Annotated in this window: 15 protein-coding genes; 7 read left to right on the top strand and 8 right to left on the bottom strand. The window is 67.1% G+C overall.

The features are described from left to right. Positions 1–20 precede the first annotated feature (20 nt). Positions 21–638, bottom strand: coding sequence for a glutathione binding-like protein (locus tag FHP25_RS21450; protein WP_147849005.1), 618 nt, complete (start codon positions 636–638; stop codon positions 21–23). Positions 639–791: 153 nt separating this feature from the next. Further along, positions 792–1880 carry an LLM class flavin-dependent oxidoreductase gene (locus tag FHP25_RS21445; RefSeq protein ID WP_147849004.1) on the bottom strand — a complete coding sequence of 363 codons (1089 nt, stop codon included), beginning with the start codon at positions 1878–1880 and terminating at the stop codon, positions 792–794. 199 nt (positions 1881–2079) lie between these two features. Between FHP25_RS21445 and FHP25_RS21440 the strand changes: the two genes are divergently transcribed. Further along, a complete protein-coding gene (locus FHP25_RS21440) occupies positions 2080–3051 on the top strand; it encodes a pyridoxamine 5'-phosphate oxidase family protein (protein WP_147849003.1) in 972 nt (323 codons plus the stop codon). Positions 3052–3171: 120 nt separating this feature from the next. On the opposite strand, the gene FHP25_RS21435 is transcribed toward FHP25_RS21440, so the two are convergent. From FHP25_RS21435 to FHP25_RS21420, 4 genes are all read right to left on the bottom strand, one after another. Continuing rightward, positions 3172–4470 carry a cytochrome c peroxidase gene (locus FHP25_RS21435; protein WP_178133681.1) on the bottom strand — a complete coding sequence of 433 codons (1299 nt, stop codon included), beginning with the start codon at positions 4468–4470 and terminating at the stop codon, positions 3172–3174. Between the two features lie 52 nt (positions 4471–4522). Then, complete coding sequence (locus FHP25_RS21430) at positions 4523–5701, bottom strand: hypothetical protein (protein ID WP_147849001.1); 1179 nt, start codon at positions 5699–5701, stop codon at positions 4523–4525. Positions 5702–5787: 86 nt separating this feature from the next. After that, positions 5788–6663, bottom strand: coding sequence for a hypothetical protein (locus FHP25_RS21425; protein WP_147849000.1), 876 nt, complete (start codon positions 6661–6663; stop codon positions 5788–5790). A 468-nt stretch (positions 6664–7131) separates the two neighbouring features. After that, positions 7132–8004: a hypothetical protein gene (locus FHP25_RS21420; protein WP_178133680.1), complete on the bottom strand. Its 873-nt coding sequence runs from the start codon at positions 8002–8004 to the stop codon at positions 7132–7134. A gap of 128 nt (positions 8005–8132) precedes the next feature. Here FHP25_RS21420 and FHP25_RS21415 point away from each other — a divergent pair, with 128 nt between their 5' ends. The 5 genes from FHP25_RS21415 (at position 8133) to FHP25_RS21395 (ending at position 11997) form a co-directional block, all read left to right on the top strand. Then, positions 8133–8516 carry a cupredoxin domain-containing protein gene (locus FHP25_RS21415; protein WP_178133679.1) on the top strand — a complete coding sequence of 128 codons (384 nt, stop codon included), beginning with the start codon at positions 8133–8135 and terminating at the stop codon, positions 8514–8516. Next, positions 8513–9331, top strand: coding sequence for an FTR1 family iron permease (locus FHP25_RS21410; protein WP_147848997.1), 819 nt, complete (start codon positions 8513–8515; stop codon positions 9329–9331). Before FHP25_RS21415 ends, FHP25_RS21410 begins: the two co-directional genes overlap by 4 nt. Positions 9332–9333: 2 nt before the next feature. Continuing rightward, positions 9334–9534 carry a (2Fe-2S)-binding protein gene (locus tag FHP25_RS21405; protein WP_147849025.1) on the top strand — a complete coding sequence of 67 codons (201 nt, stop codon included), beginning with the start codon at positions 9334–9336 and terminating at the stop codon, positions 9532–9534. Between the two features lie 118 nt (positions 9535–9652). Beyond that, positions 9653–10117 (top strand): bacterioferritin, encoded by a 465-nt coding sequence (gene bfr, locus FHP25_RS21400; RefSeq protein ID WP_147848996.1) that lies wholly within the window; start codon positions 9653–9655, stop codon positions 10115–10117. A 161-nt stretch (positions 10118–10278) separates the two neighbouring features. Further along, positions 10279–11997 carry an N-acyl-D-amino-acid deacylase family protein gene (locus tag FHP25_RS21395; RefSeq protein ID WP_147848995.1) on the top strand — a complete coding sequence of 573 codons (1719 nt, stop codon included), beginning with the start codon at positions 10279–10281 and terminating at the stop codon, positions 11995–11997. Positions 11998–12106: 109 nt separating this feature from the next. Here FHP25_RS21395 and FHP25_RS21390 read toward each other — a convergent pair whose 3' ends face one another. Further along, positions 12107–13273: an acyl-CoA dehydrogenase family protein gene (locus FHP25_RS21390; RefSeq protein ID WP_147848994.1), complete on the bottom strand. Its 1167-nt coding sequence runs from the start codon at positions 13271–13273 to the stop codon at positions 12107–12109. A 302-nt stretch (positions 13274–13575) separates the two neighbouring features. On the opposite strand from FHP25_RS21390, the gene FHP25_RS21385 reads away from it, so the two are divergent. Further along, positions 13576–14136, top strand: a complete 561-nt coding sequence (locus FHP25_RS21385; protein WP_147848993.1) for a DUF6642 family protein — start codon at positions 13576–13578, stop codon at positions 14134–14136. 27 nt (positions 14137–14163) lie between these two features. Here FHP25_RS21385 and FHP25_RS21380 read toward each other — a convergent pair whose 3' ends face one another. Next, positions 14164–15828: a hydantoinase B/oxoprolinase family protein gene (locus FHP25_RS21380; RefSeq protein WP_147848992.1), complete on the bottom strand. Its 1665-nt coding sequence runs from the start codon at positions 15826–15828 to the stop codon at positions 14164–14166. Positions 15829–15861 lie beyond the last annotated feature (33 nt).

The raw sequence follows: 15861 nt of genomic DNA, 5'->3' as shown, positions 1-15861 counted from the left end.
CCGCGCTCAGGGTATTTGCCTCAGGCCGCCAGGCCTTCGTCCGCGAGCGTCTTCTGCACGGCCGGACGCGCCTTCATGCGCTCGAAATGCGCCGCGACGTTGGCCGGCATCGCGATCTTCATGCGCGTCGCCCACAGCTCGACATAGAACAGCGCGCAATCGGCGATCGAGAACGTGCCGGTGACGTAGTCCTTGCCCTTGAGCTTCTCGTCGATGATGGCGAAGGCCTTTGAGGCCATCTCGCGGCCGCGCGCCTTGACCGCGTCGTGGTCGGACTCGCTGGGCGCGTAGTTCGCCGGCCGGAACAGGCGCGAGAAGCCCTGCATGTGCACCGAGGCGACGACGTAGTCGAGCATCTCGAACGTGCGCGCCATGCCCTCGGCGTCGTCGGCCAGCAGCTTCTTGTCCGGGTTGGTGCGCGCGAGCCAGGTGGCGATGGCCGGGAACTCGGTCAGCACCGAGCCGTCGTCGCGCACCAGGGTCGGCACCTTCGACTTGGGATTAACATTGGTGAATTCCGGCTGGTACTGCTTGCCGCCGGCGAGGTCGACCTTCTCGGCCTCGAACGGCTTGCCGATCTCGTTGAGCAGCACGTGAATGCCGATCGAGCAGGCACCGGGTGCATAGTAGAGCTTCATGATCTTCCCTCCGTCCACAAGCCGGCGGCGGCCGGCATGCCAAGATCGCGATTCTTACCCTTTCCCGGCCCAGGCCGGGAAAGGCGTATGCGCGCACCGCCGCTCACGTTTGCGCAACACGGTCCTGCGGCGGGAGCAGCACCCGCGTTGCGGTCACGCCGCGGCAGCGCGGTCGAGCGCCGCGGCGCCGTCGCGCAATAGCGGGATCAGCTCCTGTCCGAACGCGCTCACGTCGTTGAACGGATCGAAGCCGCGGATCAGGAACGAGTGCACGCCCAGCTTGTAGTATTCCAGCAGCGCCTGCGCGACCTGCTCGGGCGTGCCCACCAGGCACGACGTGTTGCCCACCGCGCCGGTGGCCTCGGCGATCGGCATCCACAGCCGCGCGTCATGCACGTCTCCCTGCGCGGCGAAATCGAGCAGGCGCCGCGCCGAGTGGTCGAGCGGCGTCTTGCGGTTGTCGAAGCCGGTGGCGTTCTGCTGCGTCGTGACGGAGGCCAGGATGCGCCGCGCCTTGTCCCAGGCGGCATCCTCGGTCGATGCCAGGATGGGACGGAACGACATGTTGAAGGTGGGCGTGCGGCCGAACGCGGCGGCGCGGGCGCGGAACTCGGCGATACGCGTGCGCGTGGCCGCCAGCGGCTCGCCGAACATCGCGAACACGTCGCAGTGCTGCGCGCCCATCGCCAGCGCACCCTCCGACGAGCCGCCGAAGAACAGCGGCGGGTGCGGCGACTGCAGCGGCCGCACGTCGGACTGCGCGCCCTTCACCCGGTAGAATTCGCCCTCGAAGTCGAAGCGCCGCTGCGATGACCAGGCGCGCTTCATCACCTCGATATACTCGCCGGCGCGGCGGTAGCGCACCTCCTTGGGCTGGAAGTCGCCGTCGCCCTCCTGCTCGGCATCGCTGGCGCCGGAGATGATGTGCAGCGCCAGCCGGCCGCTGGTCAGGTGGTCGAAGGTCGCGATCTTGCGCGCCGCCAGGGTCGGCGCCACGAAGCCCGGTCGATGCGCGATGAGATAGCCCAGACGCGAGGTGTGGGCCGCCGCATACTGCGCGACCAGGAAGCCTTCGGCCGAGGACGCCGTGTAGCCCACCAGCACGAGGTCGAAGCCGGCCTGCTCGTGCGCCTGCGCGAAAGCGCGCAGGTAGTCGGTCGAAATGCCGCCCTTGATGACATGCACCGAGGCGGCGCCAGCCGGTGGCGTCACACCGATCATGCCGATGACGCGTACGGGCATCATACCCTCCCTTGCTCGGCCCTACGCTAGGACCGCGCCCGGCGATGGTCAACGCACGGCGCGCACGCGGGGCCCCGGCGGCCCGCTCGCATGAACCCACGGCCGGTACCCATGACGACGTTTCATGCGCTCAGGCGGCTGCCTGCCTTGACCGGCCGGCTGCTTGCGTCCACTTCGTGAGTGTCCCACGGAGGTGGCGATGGTCGACAACGATTCACCCGGCGCGGCACCGTTTCATGCGGGCGAACGCGAGGCGCAGCTTCGAGCCGGCGTGCGCGAGCGCGCCGAGCAAGCCGGCCGGCGCGCCATTCGCGATCACATGCCCGAGCAGCACCGCACATTCTTCGCCCAGCTGCCGATGCTGCTGGCCGGCACGGTCGACAGCGACGGGCAGCCCTGGGCTTCGGTGCTGACCGGACGGCCGGGCTTCGTCTCGACGCCGGACGCGCGCACCTTGCGGATCGCGACCCAGCCGCTGTTCGGCGATCCGCTGGGTTGCACGCTGCGGCCGGGCATCGATATCGGCCTGCTCGGCATCGAGCTGCATACGCGCCGCCGCAACCGCGCCAACGGCAAGGTGGTTGCCGTGGACGATGCCGGCATCGAGATCCGCGTCACCGAAAGCTTCGGCAACTGTCCGCAATATATCCAGACGCGCACCTCCGACCTCACCGCCGACATTGACCATCCCGACACGGCGCGGCCCCTGTCGCAGTTCGATTCGCTGGACTGCGCGACACGCGACCTGATCGCGACGGCCGACACGCTGTTCATCGCATCTTCGTTCCATGACGGGACTGCCGGCAGCATCGATGTCTCGCACCGCGGCGGCAAGCCCGGCTTCGTGCGCGTCGACGACGAGCGCACGCTGGTGGTGCCGGACTTCGCCGGCAACTCCTACTTCAACACCTACGGCAACCTGCTGATCAATCCACGCGCCGGCCTGCTGTTCGTCGACTTCGACGACGGCGATCTCGTCTACCTCACCGGCACGACAGAGATCGTCTGGGAGGGCGAGGAGGTGCGCCGCTTCACGGGCGCCCAGCGGCTGCTGCGCTTCCGCCTGACCGAAGGACGCCGCGTCGCCGGCGCCCTGCCGCTGCGCTGGACGTTCGGCGACTATTCACCGGTGCTGGCGCGCACGGGCAGCTGGCCGGCGGCCGCGTCGTGATTCCTGTCCGCTGGCCCACACCTGTTATCCCGAGCGCAGCGAGGGATCTCCTGCGGGGGACGCACGGTGCGCCATTCACAGGAGATCCCTCGCCGCGCTCGGGATGACAGCATTGACCGGCTAGTTCTGCGGATAGCTGGCGACCAGGGCGGTGGCGCGTTCGCGGTACAGGCGCAGGGATTGGCGCGCGCCGTCGGCGTCGCCGGCCCGGGCCAGAGCACCGATGCTGATCATGTGGGCGGCGAGGTCCTCGGCGATGCGCGCCACGTCGGGTCGGTCCGGCCGGCGGATGCGGCCGGTGCGCGGATCGCGGTTGTCGAAGCGCCGCGCGATGAAGCGCAGGTCGTACACCACGGTGTCGACCACCAGATCGATGGCCGGCTGGTCGCCGCGGCCGATGGCGTCGTCGATCACGGCGACATAGGACGCCAGCTCGCTCATCTCGCTCTGGCGAGTCATGGGCTCGAACGGCTGGTCGGCATCGCCGACCGCCTCGAGATAGGCCACCAGGTCAGCTTGCTGCGCCGCCGTCAGCCCGAGCGTGAATGCCTTGTCGAAATGCGCCACCACGTCGGCAAAGCCGGCATAGCGCCCGTCATGGAAATAGGGCGCGGTGAAGCGCGCATTGAGCAGGGTCGGCGTCCTGAAGATGCCGTCGGAGCCGACGTCGTGACGCCGCCCGTCGGCGAACTGGGCGTCGGGCACGTGGCAGGTGGCGCAGCTGCGTCCGCCCATGCCGGCCATCGGCTGCTTGAACAGCGCCTCGCCGCGCTTGGCGGCCGGGCTGGCGGCCGCCGTGAGCTGGCCCAGCCGGTCGATCTGCGGGTTGGGCAGGAACTCGATCTGCTCCATGTAGGCAACCAGCGCGTCGAGGATGATCGGCGCCGGCTCCGGGCCGCCGAACTCCTGCACGATCACATTGCGCGCGAAATCGCGCAGCGAGGCGACGCGCCCGTCGCGGCCGTAAGGCGCAGTGAAGCGCACGCCGCGCAGGCTGGGGATGTCGACATGGTTGGCGACGCCGTCATCCTGCGTCGGGTTGAACATCGACGTCGTCGTGTCGAGGCCGCCATGCCGGGCCGAGACCCCGGGGATGAAGAAGCGCGGGTTGGCGTCGCCCTGACGATGGCAGGTATCGCAGGACAGCCCGGCCTCGCGCGCCTTGGGACCGAACAGGCTGGGAGCGCTGAAGGCCGTGTTGCCCAGCGCGACCAGCCACGATTGCTTGCCGCCCGCCGCCTCGGCCCTGAGGATCTGGCGCGGCCGTTCCGGTCCATCGAGGCCGAACTGGGTGCCCTCGGGCAAGCCCGGCACCAGACCTGCCCCCATCCTGGGGGCCGCGATGGCCATCACGAAGGTCAACCCGCCGCCCAGCAGGCCGGCTGCCAGCGTCAATCCCACCGTACGAAGCGACCACATGCTTACCTGCTCTCGATCCGGACCGGCAGGCGGCTGCCGGTCTTCCGTCATATCAGAAACGACGCTCGTAGTTCAGCGAAACACCGACCGTGTTGAGGCTGTCGCGCGCGATCCGCTCGTGCTTGTAGCCGGCCTCGATGCCCAGGCCGTTGAGCCACCGCACCTCGCGCTTGAGCAACGTGCCAAGGTCATAGGCGACAGAGAAACCGATGAGATGGTCGGTGTAGCTGTCGGGTATCGTCTTGTCCTTCACCGGCCGCAGCGTGCCATACAGCGACGTGGTCCAGCCCATGCCCAGCTCGAAGGCAAGGCCGGCGGTCAGCCATTTGGTGTGCCCCGCCACGCCGCCGGGGTTGTGCTGGTAGGTGAATTCCAGCAGCGGCGTCATGGTTATGCGGCGGGTGATCAGGAACTCCCAGTTGATGCCGGCAACGAACCCGCGCTCCGTCGGCTCGCCGCCGACCTTGGAGCCGCGCCGCTGCTCGTAGCCGATATTGTATGAAAAGCCGCGCAGATCGGCGATCCGGCCGCCGTCCAGGGTGACGGTGAAATTGTCGAACAGCGTGCCGGTGTTGCCGACGCCGCCGTCGCTGCGGCGCAGACGCCTGGGCCGGATCACATCGGGATCGGTGATGCGCGGCCGCGAGAAGAGCGAGTTGCTGAGGGGAGTCGTATCCTCGAAGAACGTCTCGAACGCCAGGGTGTGGCGGCCCAGCAGCGGATCACGGAAGTCGAAGGCGGCGCCGATGCCGATCTTCTCCTCGAGCTCGTAGTCCTCGGCGAAGTCGGCGCCGTAGAGGCCGGGCATGATATCCCACGCCTTGCCGAAGCGCGGGTGGATCTTGCCGCCATAGAAGCGGAAGGGGTCGAGATAGACGGTGGCATAGAACTCGTCGACCCGCAGGCCTTCGGCCCGGAAGGCGCTGGACTTCGAGACCGTCCGCACCTGGTCCATCTTGATGCCGCCGTTGAGCGAGAAGTACTGGCCGATATTGAGGTACCAGTTCAGGTCGTCGAGCTCGAAGAACAGGTTGGAGAACGGCCGCACGCCGGCGCTCTTGTTGAGGGTGCGGTCGAGCTGCAGGTTGAGGAAGTAGCTGCCGCCGAACACGACGTCACCGCCATCGCCGCTGGGCGCCGGCGACGCTTCGCTGCGCGGGATCGACCGCGTTTGCGCCTGCGCCAAACCCGCCACGCCGAAGGCAAGCACCACCCCCGTCGCGCCGGCCATGATCCGCCGGCACGTTGCCCCAAATACACCCATGATGCTTCAGGTCCCCCCGATGTGGCGCGGCATGCCGGCCGCGGTTGCTAGGCCTACTTCGCCATATCCCTCACCCGGCTGGCGGCACCCATCAGGTCGGACACGCTGCGCGTCGGACGCGACGGCGGTGCCAGGGACGGGAAGGCAGCCAGGGTCGTCTTCATCTCGGCCGCGATGCGGCCGGCATTGGCCGACAGCAGGGCCGCGTTGGCTGCGAGCACCTTGTCGGCGTAGCGGGCGAAGCCCATGGCGTCGTGGTACTCGACCGTATTGGTGATGCGCCCGCGCTCCAGCGACTCGCCGAGATCGCCGCCGGCCGCTTCCATCATCAGCGCGATGCCTTGGGTCATGAACCGCGCCGAGCCGCTGAAGCTGGCGGGAATGGTGCGGCGCAGCCCGTCGATCTTGGCCAGCACGTCATTGTAGGCCGCCGTCGTCGCCGGATCCTCGGGCGTGCGCTTGACGCGCTGCTCGAGGTCGGCCAGCTCGCGCTCGAATTCCGGATAATGGCGCGCCTTGAACATCGGCTTGAGGTAGTCGTAGAGCTCGCGCACGGGATGGCCGAAATGCGGCAGCGCATCGCGCTGCATCCTGGCGTCCACCAGCGCCTTGCCGATCATCAGGTGGCCTTCCATCAGGCCCAGCTTCTCGAACAGGTCGAGATTGTCCTCGGCATCGATGTTGCCCGTGGTCGCATCGGCCAGCTGCACGGCGCCGTCATCGACAAGGCCCGCGGCCGGGCGGCGCAGCGCTTCGCTGCGCCCGACCTTGCCGTTCATGCCCTTGCAGATCAGCGCCGGATCGCGCGGATCGAAAGGCAGCGGCGCGGGCGGACTGCCTGCGGCCTGCGTCGCCGCCAACAGAAGCCCGGCGCCGACGCTCGCCGTCAGCGCCAGGACATGCCTGGAAAAGCGTGAGTGTGCTGCCATGGCCGGCTTCCCCCTCGCCCGCGCAACTGCAAGCGATTCGCACTGGCAGAGTAGCCGGCACAATCATCAAGACGCAAGTGCAAGTCATTCGCATTTACGTCAGATTTACGTCAGCTTTCTGACATCAGAGCGCCTGCTCTATTCGAAGAAATGTTCAGATATTATTTGGATCACTAATAGTGATGCTTAGAAATATGAATTCACACGCGGTAGTTATTCAAATAACGTGCGGCACGCCATCGCAAATGCTGCGAACTCGACTTGCATGTCTACAAAGAATTTGGGCCAAAGAATCAGAACAGTCATCCCGAGCGCAGCGAGGAATCTCCTGCGAAAAACGCACGGTGCGCCACTCGCAGGAGATCCTCGCTGCGCTCGGGATCACAGTGGTGCTCGGAACGACAGTGACGCTCGGGATGACGGTGACGATGCGTGAATACCGCAGCCTCGGAGCAGGACGGATAGGCGCTACTTCGCCAGCTCCTTCACGCGTTCGGCGGCTGTCTTGAGATCGGCCGGGGCATGGGGCGGCTTCGCCGGCGGTGCCAGCGACGGGAAAGCCGACAGCGCGAACCGGAGCTCACCGGCGATCTTGCCGGCGGCATCACCGAGCAGCGCCCGGTTGGCCGTCAGCACGCGGTCAGCATACTGCGCGAAGCCCATGGCATCGTGGTACTCGACCTTGTTGGCGATCCGGCCTTTCTCGAACGACTCGCCGAGATCGTCGGCCGAGGCCTCCATCATCAGCGCAATGCCGCGGATGACGAAGCCCCGCGAGTTGATGAGGCTGGCCGGGATCGTGCGGCGCAGGCCGTCGATCTTGGCGAGCACATCGGCGTAGGCCGCTTCCGTGGCCGGCGCACCGGGCGCGCTCTTGGCGCGCGCCTCCAGGTCGCGCAGCTCGCGATCGAACTGCGGGTAGTTGCGCGCCAGGAAGAGCGGCTTGATGTAGTCGTAGATTTCGCTGATCGGATGGCCGAAGTGCGGCAGAGCGTCGCTCTGCATCTTGGCATCCAGCAGGGCCTTGCCGATCATCAGGTGGCCTTCCATCAGGCCCAGCTTCTCGAACAGGTCGAGCTCGTCCTCGACGTCGACCTTGCCGGCCTGGGCCAAATGCACGTCGGCGGCAAAGCCCGCCGCCAGCGCGCGCAGCGCGGCGCTGCGGCCGATCTTCCCGTCAAAGCCGCGGCAGAGCAGCGCCGGATCCTTCGGGTCGAACGGCGCCGGCGGCGCTCCGCCCGCGGCCTGGGCGGTGGCGACCAGCACCAGGGCCGCGGCGGCCAGCGGCAGCGCCCGCTTCCACCCCAAGCCTGCCCCCACTCCCGGATTGGCTATCGACATGGCCCAGTACCTCACATTTACGCAACTGCGAGTGACTTGCAATTATGCCCAGGATAGGCCAAATAGGTGGCAGCACAAGTGCGATTGAGTCGCGTTTGCTGGCGATTGGTCACCGGATGATGTCCGTTTTGAAGAGACTGCGCCTGATCATGGGCCTCCTGCTGCTGGCGGTGGGATTCGGCGCCCTGGTGAACGACGTCATCCCCGCGGCGCGGGCCGATGACACGCCCTTCGAGGTGCGCATCACCATCCGCGACCACAAGTTCGAGCCGGCGATGATCGAGGTGCCGCCCAACCGGGCGCTGAAGCTGATCGTGACCAACGCCGACTCGACGGCCGAGGAGTTCGAGAGCGTCGGCCTGAAGATCGAGCGCGTGATCCCGCCCGGCAAGACGGCGGAGTTCGTGGTCAAGCCGTTGCGCGCCAACCGCAACTACAAATTCTTCGGCGAGTTCCATCCCGACACGGCCCAGGGCCAGGTGGTGGTGAAGAACGACGTGGTGGCCAAATGAGCCAGGTCGCCGTCATGGTCTTCCGCGAGGCGCTGGAAATCGTGGTCGTGGCGGCGCTCCTGCTGGCGGCCACCCGCGGCGTGCCCGGACGGTGGCTGTGGGCAGCCCTGGGCGCCGGCGCCGGCATCCTCGGCGCCAGCATCATCGCCTTCTTCGCCGAGCAGCTGGCCGATGCCATGGCCGGCTCCGGACAGGACATCTTCCAGGCCTTCATCCTGCTGGCGACGGCCGGCCTGGTGGCCTGGACCATCGCCTGGATGCGCTCGCACGGACGGGAGATCGCGACCCAGGCGCGCGACACCGGCCGCCGCATCGCCGCCGGCACGGCGCCGCGCTACCTGATGGCCACCGCGATCGGCGTGTCGATCCTGCGCGACGGCACTGAGCTCGCCGTGTTCCTGGTCGGCGCCGGGGTGGCCGGCCAGCAGAGCATGGCCAGCGTGATCGCCGGCTTCGCGATCGGCATCGCCGGCGGCGTGGCCGTCGGCATCCTTCTCTATCGCGGCGTCATGGCGGCGTCGCTGGGCCGCGTGTTCAATGCCGTGGCCGCGCTGCTGGCATTCCTGGGTGCCGGCCTGGCGTCGCAGGCGATCGGCATCCTGTGCGGCGCCGGCTGGCTGCCGTCGGGCCTCGATCCGGTCTGGGATACCGAGGACTTCCTGTCGCAAGGCAGCGACCTGGGCCGCTTCCTCCACACGCTGCTGGGCTACATGTCGCAGCCATCGGCAACCCAGCTGCTCACCTACGGCGCCACCCTGGCGCTTGTGCTCTGGCTCGGCTTCCGCCGTCTGCCGCCCCCTGCCATATCGAGGTGACCGTGTACGTCTGCATCTGCAATGCCGTGAACGAGCGGACTGTGCGCGAGGCCGTCGGCCGGGGTTGCCGCACCGTGGGCGAGGTCTACCGCAGCTGCGGCGCACGACCGCAATGCGGCAAATGCAGCCTCGACATCGCGCGCATCATCCGCCAGCCGCGCGACACCTCCGCCGAGGGGCTATGGCCGCTGGCCGCCGAGTAATCACTCTCATTCTCAAAAACCATACACTAAGCGCGGGGATTGCAATCTGACAGGGAACCGACGACTCTCCCCCTGAGGCGGACGCGACCGGCGCGACCGGGAGCACAGGAGAGTGAGCGTGAAAGGCGATCCCACCATCATCCAGCATCTCAACGCGGTGCTGAAGAACGAGCTCACGGCGATCAATCAGTATTTCCTTCACGCGCGCATGTGGAAGAACTGGGGCTATGAGAGCCTCGCCAAGAAGGAATACGAGGAATCGATCGGCGAGATGAAGCACGCCGACAAGCTGATCGAGCGCATCCTCTTCCTCGAAGGCCTGCCCAACCTGCAGGATCTCGGCCGGCTGCGCATCGGCGAGGACGTGCCCGAGGGGCTGAAGGCCGACCTCGAGATGGAGCGCCAGGGCCGGGCCGACCTGATCACGGCCATCGGCGCCAGCGAGACGGCCACCGACTATGTCTCCCGCCATCTGCTGCGCGAGATCCTCGACGACACCGAGGAGCACATCGACTGGCTCGAAACCCAGCTCGACCTGATCAAGGCCGTCGGCTTGCAGAACTACCTGCAAAGCGCGATGTGAGATGCGGCTGCTCCCGACGGGCGCAGCCGAGCTTCGATCCTCTTTCGACTGGCGAGCGTCAGGAGGGGAATCCGACAGGGGAGGTATGCACGCGCGGACGTGCATACCCTGACAGCAGGCGTAGGATAAGGGCGCTGAATATTTCAACGGAGTAAGGCGCCATGTCCACCGACCCCAGTCTCGTGATCCGCGGCGGCACGATTGTCGACGGCAGCGGCGCAGCGCCATTCGAGGGCGACGTCGCAGTGGCAGGCGGCCGCATCGTCGCCGTCGAGCGCCGCATCGCGGCGAAGGGCGCCGAGGAGATCGACGCGCGCGGCAAGGTCGTGGCGCCCGGCTTTGTCGACATCCACACGCACTACGACGGCCAGGTGACCTGGTCGAACCGCATCACTCCCTCCTCGCTGCATGGCGTCAGCACGGTGGTGATGGGCAATTGCGGCGTCGGGTTCGCGCCCTGCAAGCGCACCGACCATGAGCTGCTGATCCGCCTCATGGAAGGCGTCGAGGACATCCCCGAGCCCGTCCTGACCGCGGGCCTGCCGTGGACCTGGGAGAGCTTCGCCGACTACCTGGGGTCGCTCGAGGCCCGCAGCTACGACATCGACATCGCCGCCCAGCTGCCGCATGCCGCGCTGCGCGTCTACGTGATGGGCGAGCGCGGCGCCAACCGCGAGCCGGCCACCGCCGACGACCGGCAGGCCATGCGCCGGCTGGCGGCGCAGGCGATGCGTGACGGCGCGCTGGGCTTCGCCACGTCGCGCACGATCAACCATCGCGCCAGCGACGGCCGGCATATCCCGACCCTGACCGCCGAGGAAGCCGAGCTCACCGACATCGCGCTGGGCCTGAAGGACGCCGGCCGCGGCGTGCTGCAGGTGGTCAGCGACCTGCGCGACCTCGAGGGCGAGTTCGCCATGCTGCGCCGGCTGGTCCAGCAGTCGGGCCGGCCGCTGTCGATCTCGCTGGCGCAGACCGACCGCGCGCCGCATCGTTGGCGCAAGACGCTCGACCTGATCGAGCGGGCCTCCAACGACGGGCTGCCGATCAAGGCCCAGGTCTGCGGCCGTCCCGTCGGCCTGCTGCTGGGCTTCGAGCTGTCACGCAACCCGTTCTTCACGCACCCGACCTACCGCAAGCTGGCGCACCTGCCGCTGAAGGAGCGCGTGGTCGAGCTGGGCAAGCCGGAGGTGCGGGCCGCGATCCTGGCCGAGCAGCCGGCGGATGATCGCGACGTGCTGATGCGCATCGGCAACTACGACAAGATCTTCCTGCTCGGCGATCCGCCCGACTACGAGCAGCCGCCGGAGAACAGCCTCGCCGGCATCGCCCAGCGCACCGGCCGGCGGCCGGAGGAGATCGCCTATGACGCGCTGCTGGAGCGCGACGGCACCGGCATGCTCTACGTGCCGTTCCTGAACTACAGCGACGGCGATCTCGAGGCGGCGCGCGCGATGCTGACGCACCGCGACACCATCCCCGGCCTGGGCGACGGCGGCGCGCATTGCGGCATCATCTGCGATGCCAGCTTCTCGACCTACATGCTGACCCATTGGGCGCGCGACCGCCGGCGCGGCGAGCGCCTGCCGATCGAATGGGTGGTCTCCGCCCAGGCGCGCGAGACCGCCGAGGCCGTCGGCCTGCGCGATCGCGGCGTGCTCAAGCCGGGCTACAAGGCCGACATCAACGTGATCGACTTCGACCGCCTGACCCTGCACGCGCCAGAAGTGGTCTACGACCTGCCGACCGGCGGCCGCCGGCTGACGCAGCGCGCCGAAGGCTACGAGGCTGCGATCATCTCCGGTGTGATCACCCAGCGCGGCGGCGTCGCCACAGGCGCCCTGCCCGGCCGCCTCGTGCGCGGCGCGCAGACGGCGTAACATCAAAGACTGTCATCTCGAGCGTAGCGAGGGATCTCCCGCGGAAAGACGCACCGTGCGTCGTCCGCGGGAGATTCCTCGCTGCGCTCGGGATGACAGCGCGTGAAACTTACCGCCCCAGCCCCATGATGCGCCGCGCGATCACCATGCGGTGCACCTCGGTCGGACCTTCGTAGACGCGCATCGTGCGCACCTTAGCGGCCATGAGCTGCAGCGGCAGCTCCTTTGTCACGCCCATGGCGCCGAAGGTCTGCATGGCATGGTCGATCACGTCGGTCGCCATCTCCGTGGCGAAGACCTTGATCATCGATGCCTCGGTGCGCACGTCGCGGCCCTCGTCCTGCTTGGCGGCGGCATCCATCACCATCAGGCGGCAGGCATGGATCCGGGTGGCGGCATCGGCCACCCACCACTGGATCGCCTGGCGGTCGGCCAGCCTGGCCCCGAACGTGACGCGCTGCTTGGCGTGCTCGCACATCATGTCGAGCGCGCGGCGCGCCATGCCGATGCACCAGGCCCCCATCTGCAGGCGGCGCACGGTGAGCCGCAGCTGCATGGGCGCGAAACCCTGGCCGATGCGGCCCAGCATCTGCTCGCCCGACACGCGGCAGTCGTCGAACACGACCTCGTAGGTGCGCTGGCCGCCCAGCATCGGGATCTCGCGCGCGATCTCGAAGCCCTTGGTGCCCTTGTCGATGATGAAGGCCGTGATGCCCGAATGGCGGCCGGCCGACCCCTCGACGCGCGCCATCGCGATGGTGAAGTCGGCCGAGGGCACGCGGCTGATCCAGATCTTGCGGCCGTTGATCACCCAGTCGTCACCGTCCTGGGTGGCGCGGGTGATCATGCCGGCCGGGTCGCCGCCGGCGCCGGGCTCGGAGATGGCGATCGCCGAAACGGCCTCGCCGCGGGCATAGGGCTCCAGGTATTTCTGGCGCTGCACCGGGCTGGCGGTCGCCATCAGCATGTGAAGGTTGGGCGAGTCGGGTGGAAAGGTGAACGGCACCACCGTGCGGCCGATCTCCTCGTTGACAGCCATCAACGCCACCGCCGGCAGGTTGGCGCCGCCGAACTCCTCCGGCGCGTCCAGCCCCCACAGGCCGAGCTCCTTGCACTTCTTCAGGATCGGCGCCTCCTCGGCTGCGGTGAGGCCGACCTTGCCGCCCGACATCTCGCGGTCCAGCACCGCCTTCTCCAGCGGCATCAGCTCGTTGTCGACGAACTTCGCCACCACGTCCCGCAGCATCCGATGCTCTTCAGCCAGATCGAACGGCATGTCTTCCTCCCGCTGCGCAAGATCCCGCATCGGGTATATCCGGCCGGCGGCGCACCGGCCAGCGCCGGCCCGCAAGGCAGCCCGGCGCAGCCATGCGCCGCCTAGCCATTGATGAAGGCCGGCATTGACGCGCTCGGCGTGAGTCGGGAACAGGCCACCAAAGTCAAAATTATTCCCAAAGTCCAAGCTGAGGAAGTTAGGCTAAGGTTAGGATAGTCGTCGTCGAAATCCGGAACCAGAACAAGGATCGGAGGCCAACATGCCGACAAAAGGTATATTTTGCATAGAAACATCCCACTGGGATGACACAAGAAAACAGCAGCCTTCTGTCGAAGCACGTACTCGCACTTCTCCGAAGTGCAACAGGTACACCTTACATTCATCGCGATTTTTCTACTGCAGATGAACTCTCTTTTCTTTTGCGAGAGTGTACTCAGAAAAAATACTCCTCCTATCCCTACATATATTTAGCGATGCACGGCGGGGGCGCGGAGGTTTGCGTCAAGAGTTTCGCCAAAACTAACCTAATGAATGGTACCAGGAATTTGGATTGGATTGCCGATCAACTCGAAGGGCGTGCACGTGGCAAAGTCATCATATTCTCTGCCTGCGCCGTTATGAATGGACATGGAGCTTTACTCAGGAAATTCAGGGACAAAACACAAGCCAAGGCAATTATGGGATACAAAGAAAATGTTAACTGGCTGGAATCAGCGCAGTTCGAGTTAGCGTTGCTATCGGGTCTCCCGAGCAAGAAGCGGGTCAGCGAGTCCTCGATCAGAGGGACCTTGAAAAGGTTGAATCAAACCAGCAAAAAGCTGCGCGGGAAACTACAGTTTCGAGTATACTCGGAACTTGGTTGATATTGCTGGCGACTACGTCATCGCTATTCATTCCGCCGCCAGACGCCGGCCCGCCCGCGGGTCGCGGGTGAGGATGCCGTCCTCCAGGTCGCGGTCGATCAGGGCGTCACTGCGCTGGGTGGGGTGGCCGTAGCCGCCGCCACCGCCGACCGACATCTCGACAATGTCACCCTTGTGCAGGTCGACGGCGGCCTTGGAGCGCAACGCGGCGTGGCCGCCGTCGGCGCGGATCACGCTGCAGTCGGCGGTCTTGCCGGGCTCGCCGCCGAACAGACCCTGGGGCGCCAGCCGGAAGCGGTCGGAGTAGATCGCCAGCTGCACGTCGTCGCTCAGGATCTCGTAGCGCCGGCGCAGGCCGGCGCCGCCGCGCTGCGCACCCAGGCCGAAGGAGTCCGGCTCCAGCGTGTAGCCGGCGACGCGGAACCAGTCATAGTCGAGGTCGAGCGACTCGACCGGCGCGTTGGAGCAGTTGCTGAGCGGGCCGTCGACGGCATCGCAGCCATCGGCCGATCTCGAGCCGCCATAGCCGCCGCCGAAGATCTCGAGATAGACCGAGTAGCCGGCCTCGTTCAGCCGCGACAGGCAGAGCGCGGTGGTGGTGTCGAAGCCGCAGGCGATCACCTTCTCTGGCAGCGCCTGCGCCAGCGCCTTCATCACAGCATTGAAGGCGCGGAAGGCCGGCACCATGCGTGCCCGCACCGGCGCCGGCGGCCGCGGGTTCATCAGGCTGCCATACGGCACCTTGACCTTGATCGGCCGCGCCATGCCCTCGTTGTAGGGAATGTCGGGGCTGGTCAGCACCGACTTCACGCACGACAGCACGGCGCTCAAGGTCGAGGAGTAGGGACAGTTGAGGTTGCGCTTCACCTGCGCGCAGGTGCCCTCGAAGTCGACCTCGACGCCGTCGTCGGCGATCGTGACCTTGGTCCGGATCACCAGCGGCGTGTCGCTCAGCCCGTCGTCGTCGACCGCGTCCTCGCCGTAGTAGACGCCCTTGGGCGCCTGCGCGATGGCGGCACGCACGCGGCGCTCGCTGTAGTCCTGCATCTCGCGCATCACGTCCATCACGGCCGCGGCGCCGTAGCGCGCGCAGAGCTGCTTCACGCGTGCCGCGCCGATATGGTTGGCCGCGAACTGGGCGTTGAAGTCGCCGATGGTGAGGTCGGGCACGCGCACATTGGCCGTCACCAGCCGCTCGAAGGCGCCGCCATTCCAGTCGCGCTCGAAATTGTACCTCGAGGGCGGGATGCGCAGGCCCTCCTGGTAGACGTCGCTGGCATGGATGTTCAGCCCCGGCGCGCCGCCGCCAAGATCGAGATGGTGCGCCACGCTGGCGCCGAAGCCTACGACCTGGCCGTCGACGAAGATCGGCGTGAAGATGAAGACGTCGGGGATGTGCTGGCCACCCTCGAACGGATCGTTGTTGATCAGGAAATCGCCATCCTGCAGCGTCTCGACCGGGTAGCGCCGCAGGCAGGCGCGCAAGGTCTCACCGATCGGGCCGAGCTGCATGGGGATCAGCTCGGCCTGCGCCACGGTGTTGCCGTGCCGATCCATCAGCCCGGCGGAGCCGTCGCGCGCCTCGCGCAGGATGGTGGAGTAGGCCGAACGGATCAGCTTGACGCCCATCTCGCGTGCGCCGGCCACCAGCGCCTGGCTGATCACCGCGTAGTCGATCGGGTTCATGGTCATAGGCGCACTCCGTTCAAACCGTCATCCCGAGCG

This window comes from Vineibacter terrae (assembly GCF_008039615.1).
Lineage (GTDB): Bacteria > Pseudomonadota > Alphaproteobacteria > Reyranellales > Reyranellaceae > Vineibacter > Vineibacter terrae.
This window is presented reverse-complemented; position numbering and strand designations above follow the sequence as displayed.

Excerpts from the sequence above, each read along its gene's own strand:
- FHP25_RS21430 (WP_147849001.1), bottom strand. The coding sequence starts at position 5,701 with ATGGCCGGCGCGACGGGGGTGGTGCTTGCCTTCGGCGTGGCGGGTTTG.
- FHP25_RS21420 (WP_178133680.1), bottom strand. The coding sequence starts at position 8,004 with ATGTCGATAGCCAATCCGGGAGTGGGGGCAGGCTTGGGGTGGAAGCGG.
- FHP25_RS21440 (WP_147849003.1), top strand. The coding sequence starts at position 2,080 with ATGGTCGACAACGATTCACCCGGCGCGGCACCGTTTCATGCGGGCGAA.
- FHP25_RS21425 (WP_147849000.1), bottom strand. The coding sequence starts at position 6,663 with ATGGCAGCACACTCACGCTTTTCCAGGCATGTCCTGGCGCTGACGGCG.
- FHP25_RS21435 (WP_178133681.1), bottom strand. The coding sequence starts at position 4,470 with ATGTGGTCGCTTCGTACGGTGGGATTGACGCTGGCAGCCGGCCTGCTG.
- FHP25_RS21390 (WP_147848994.1), bottom strand. The coding sequence starts at position 13,273 with ATGCCGTTCGATCTGGCTGAAGAGCATCGGATGCTGCGGGACGTGGTG.
- FHP25_RS21410 (WP_147848997.1), top strand. The coding sequence starts at position 8,513 with ATGAGCCAGGTCGCCGTCATGGTCTTCCGCGAGGCGCTGGAAATCGTG.
- FHP25_RS21395 (WP_147848995.1), top strand. The coding sequence starts at position 10,279 with ATGTCCACCGACCCCAGTCTCGTGATCCGCGGCGGCACGATTGTCGAC.
- FHP25_RS21385 (WP_147848993.1), top strand. The coding sequence starts at position 13,576 with ATGACACAAGAAAACAGCAGCCTTCTGTCGAAGCACGTACTCGCACTT.
- FHP25_RS21445 (WP_147849004.1), bottom strand. The coding sequence starts at position 1,880 with ATGCCCGTACGCGTCATCGGCATGATCGGTGTGACGCCACCGGCTGGC.
- FHP25_RS21380 (WP_147848992.1), bottom strand. The coding sequence starts at position 15,828 with ATGACCATGAACCCGATCGACTACGCGGTGATCAGCCAGGCGCTGGTG.
- FHP25_RS21450 (WP_147849005.1), bottom strand. The coding sequence starts at position 638 with ATGAAGCTCTACTATGCACCCGGTGCCTGCTCGATCGGCATTCACGTG.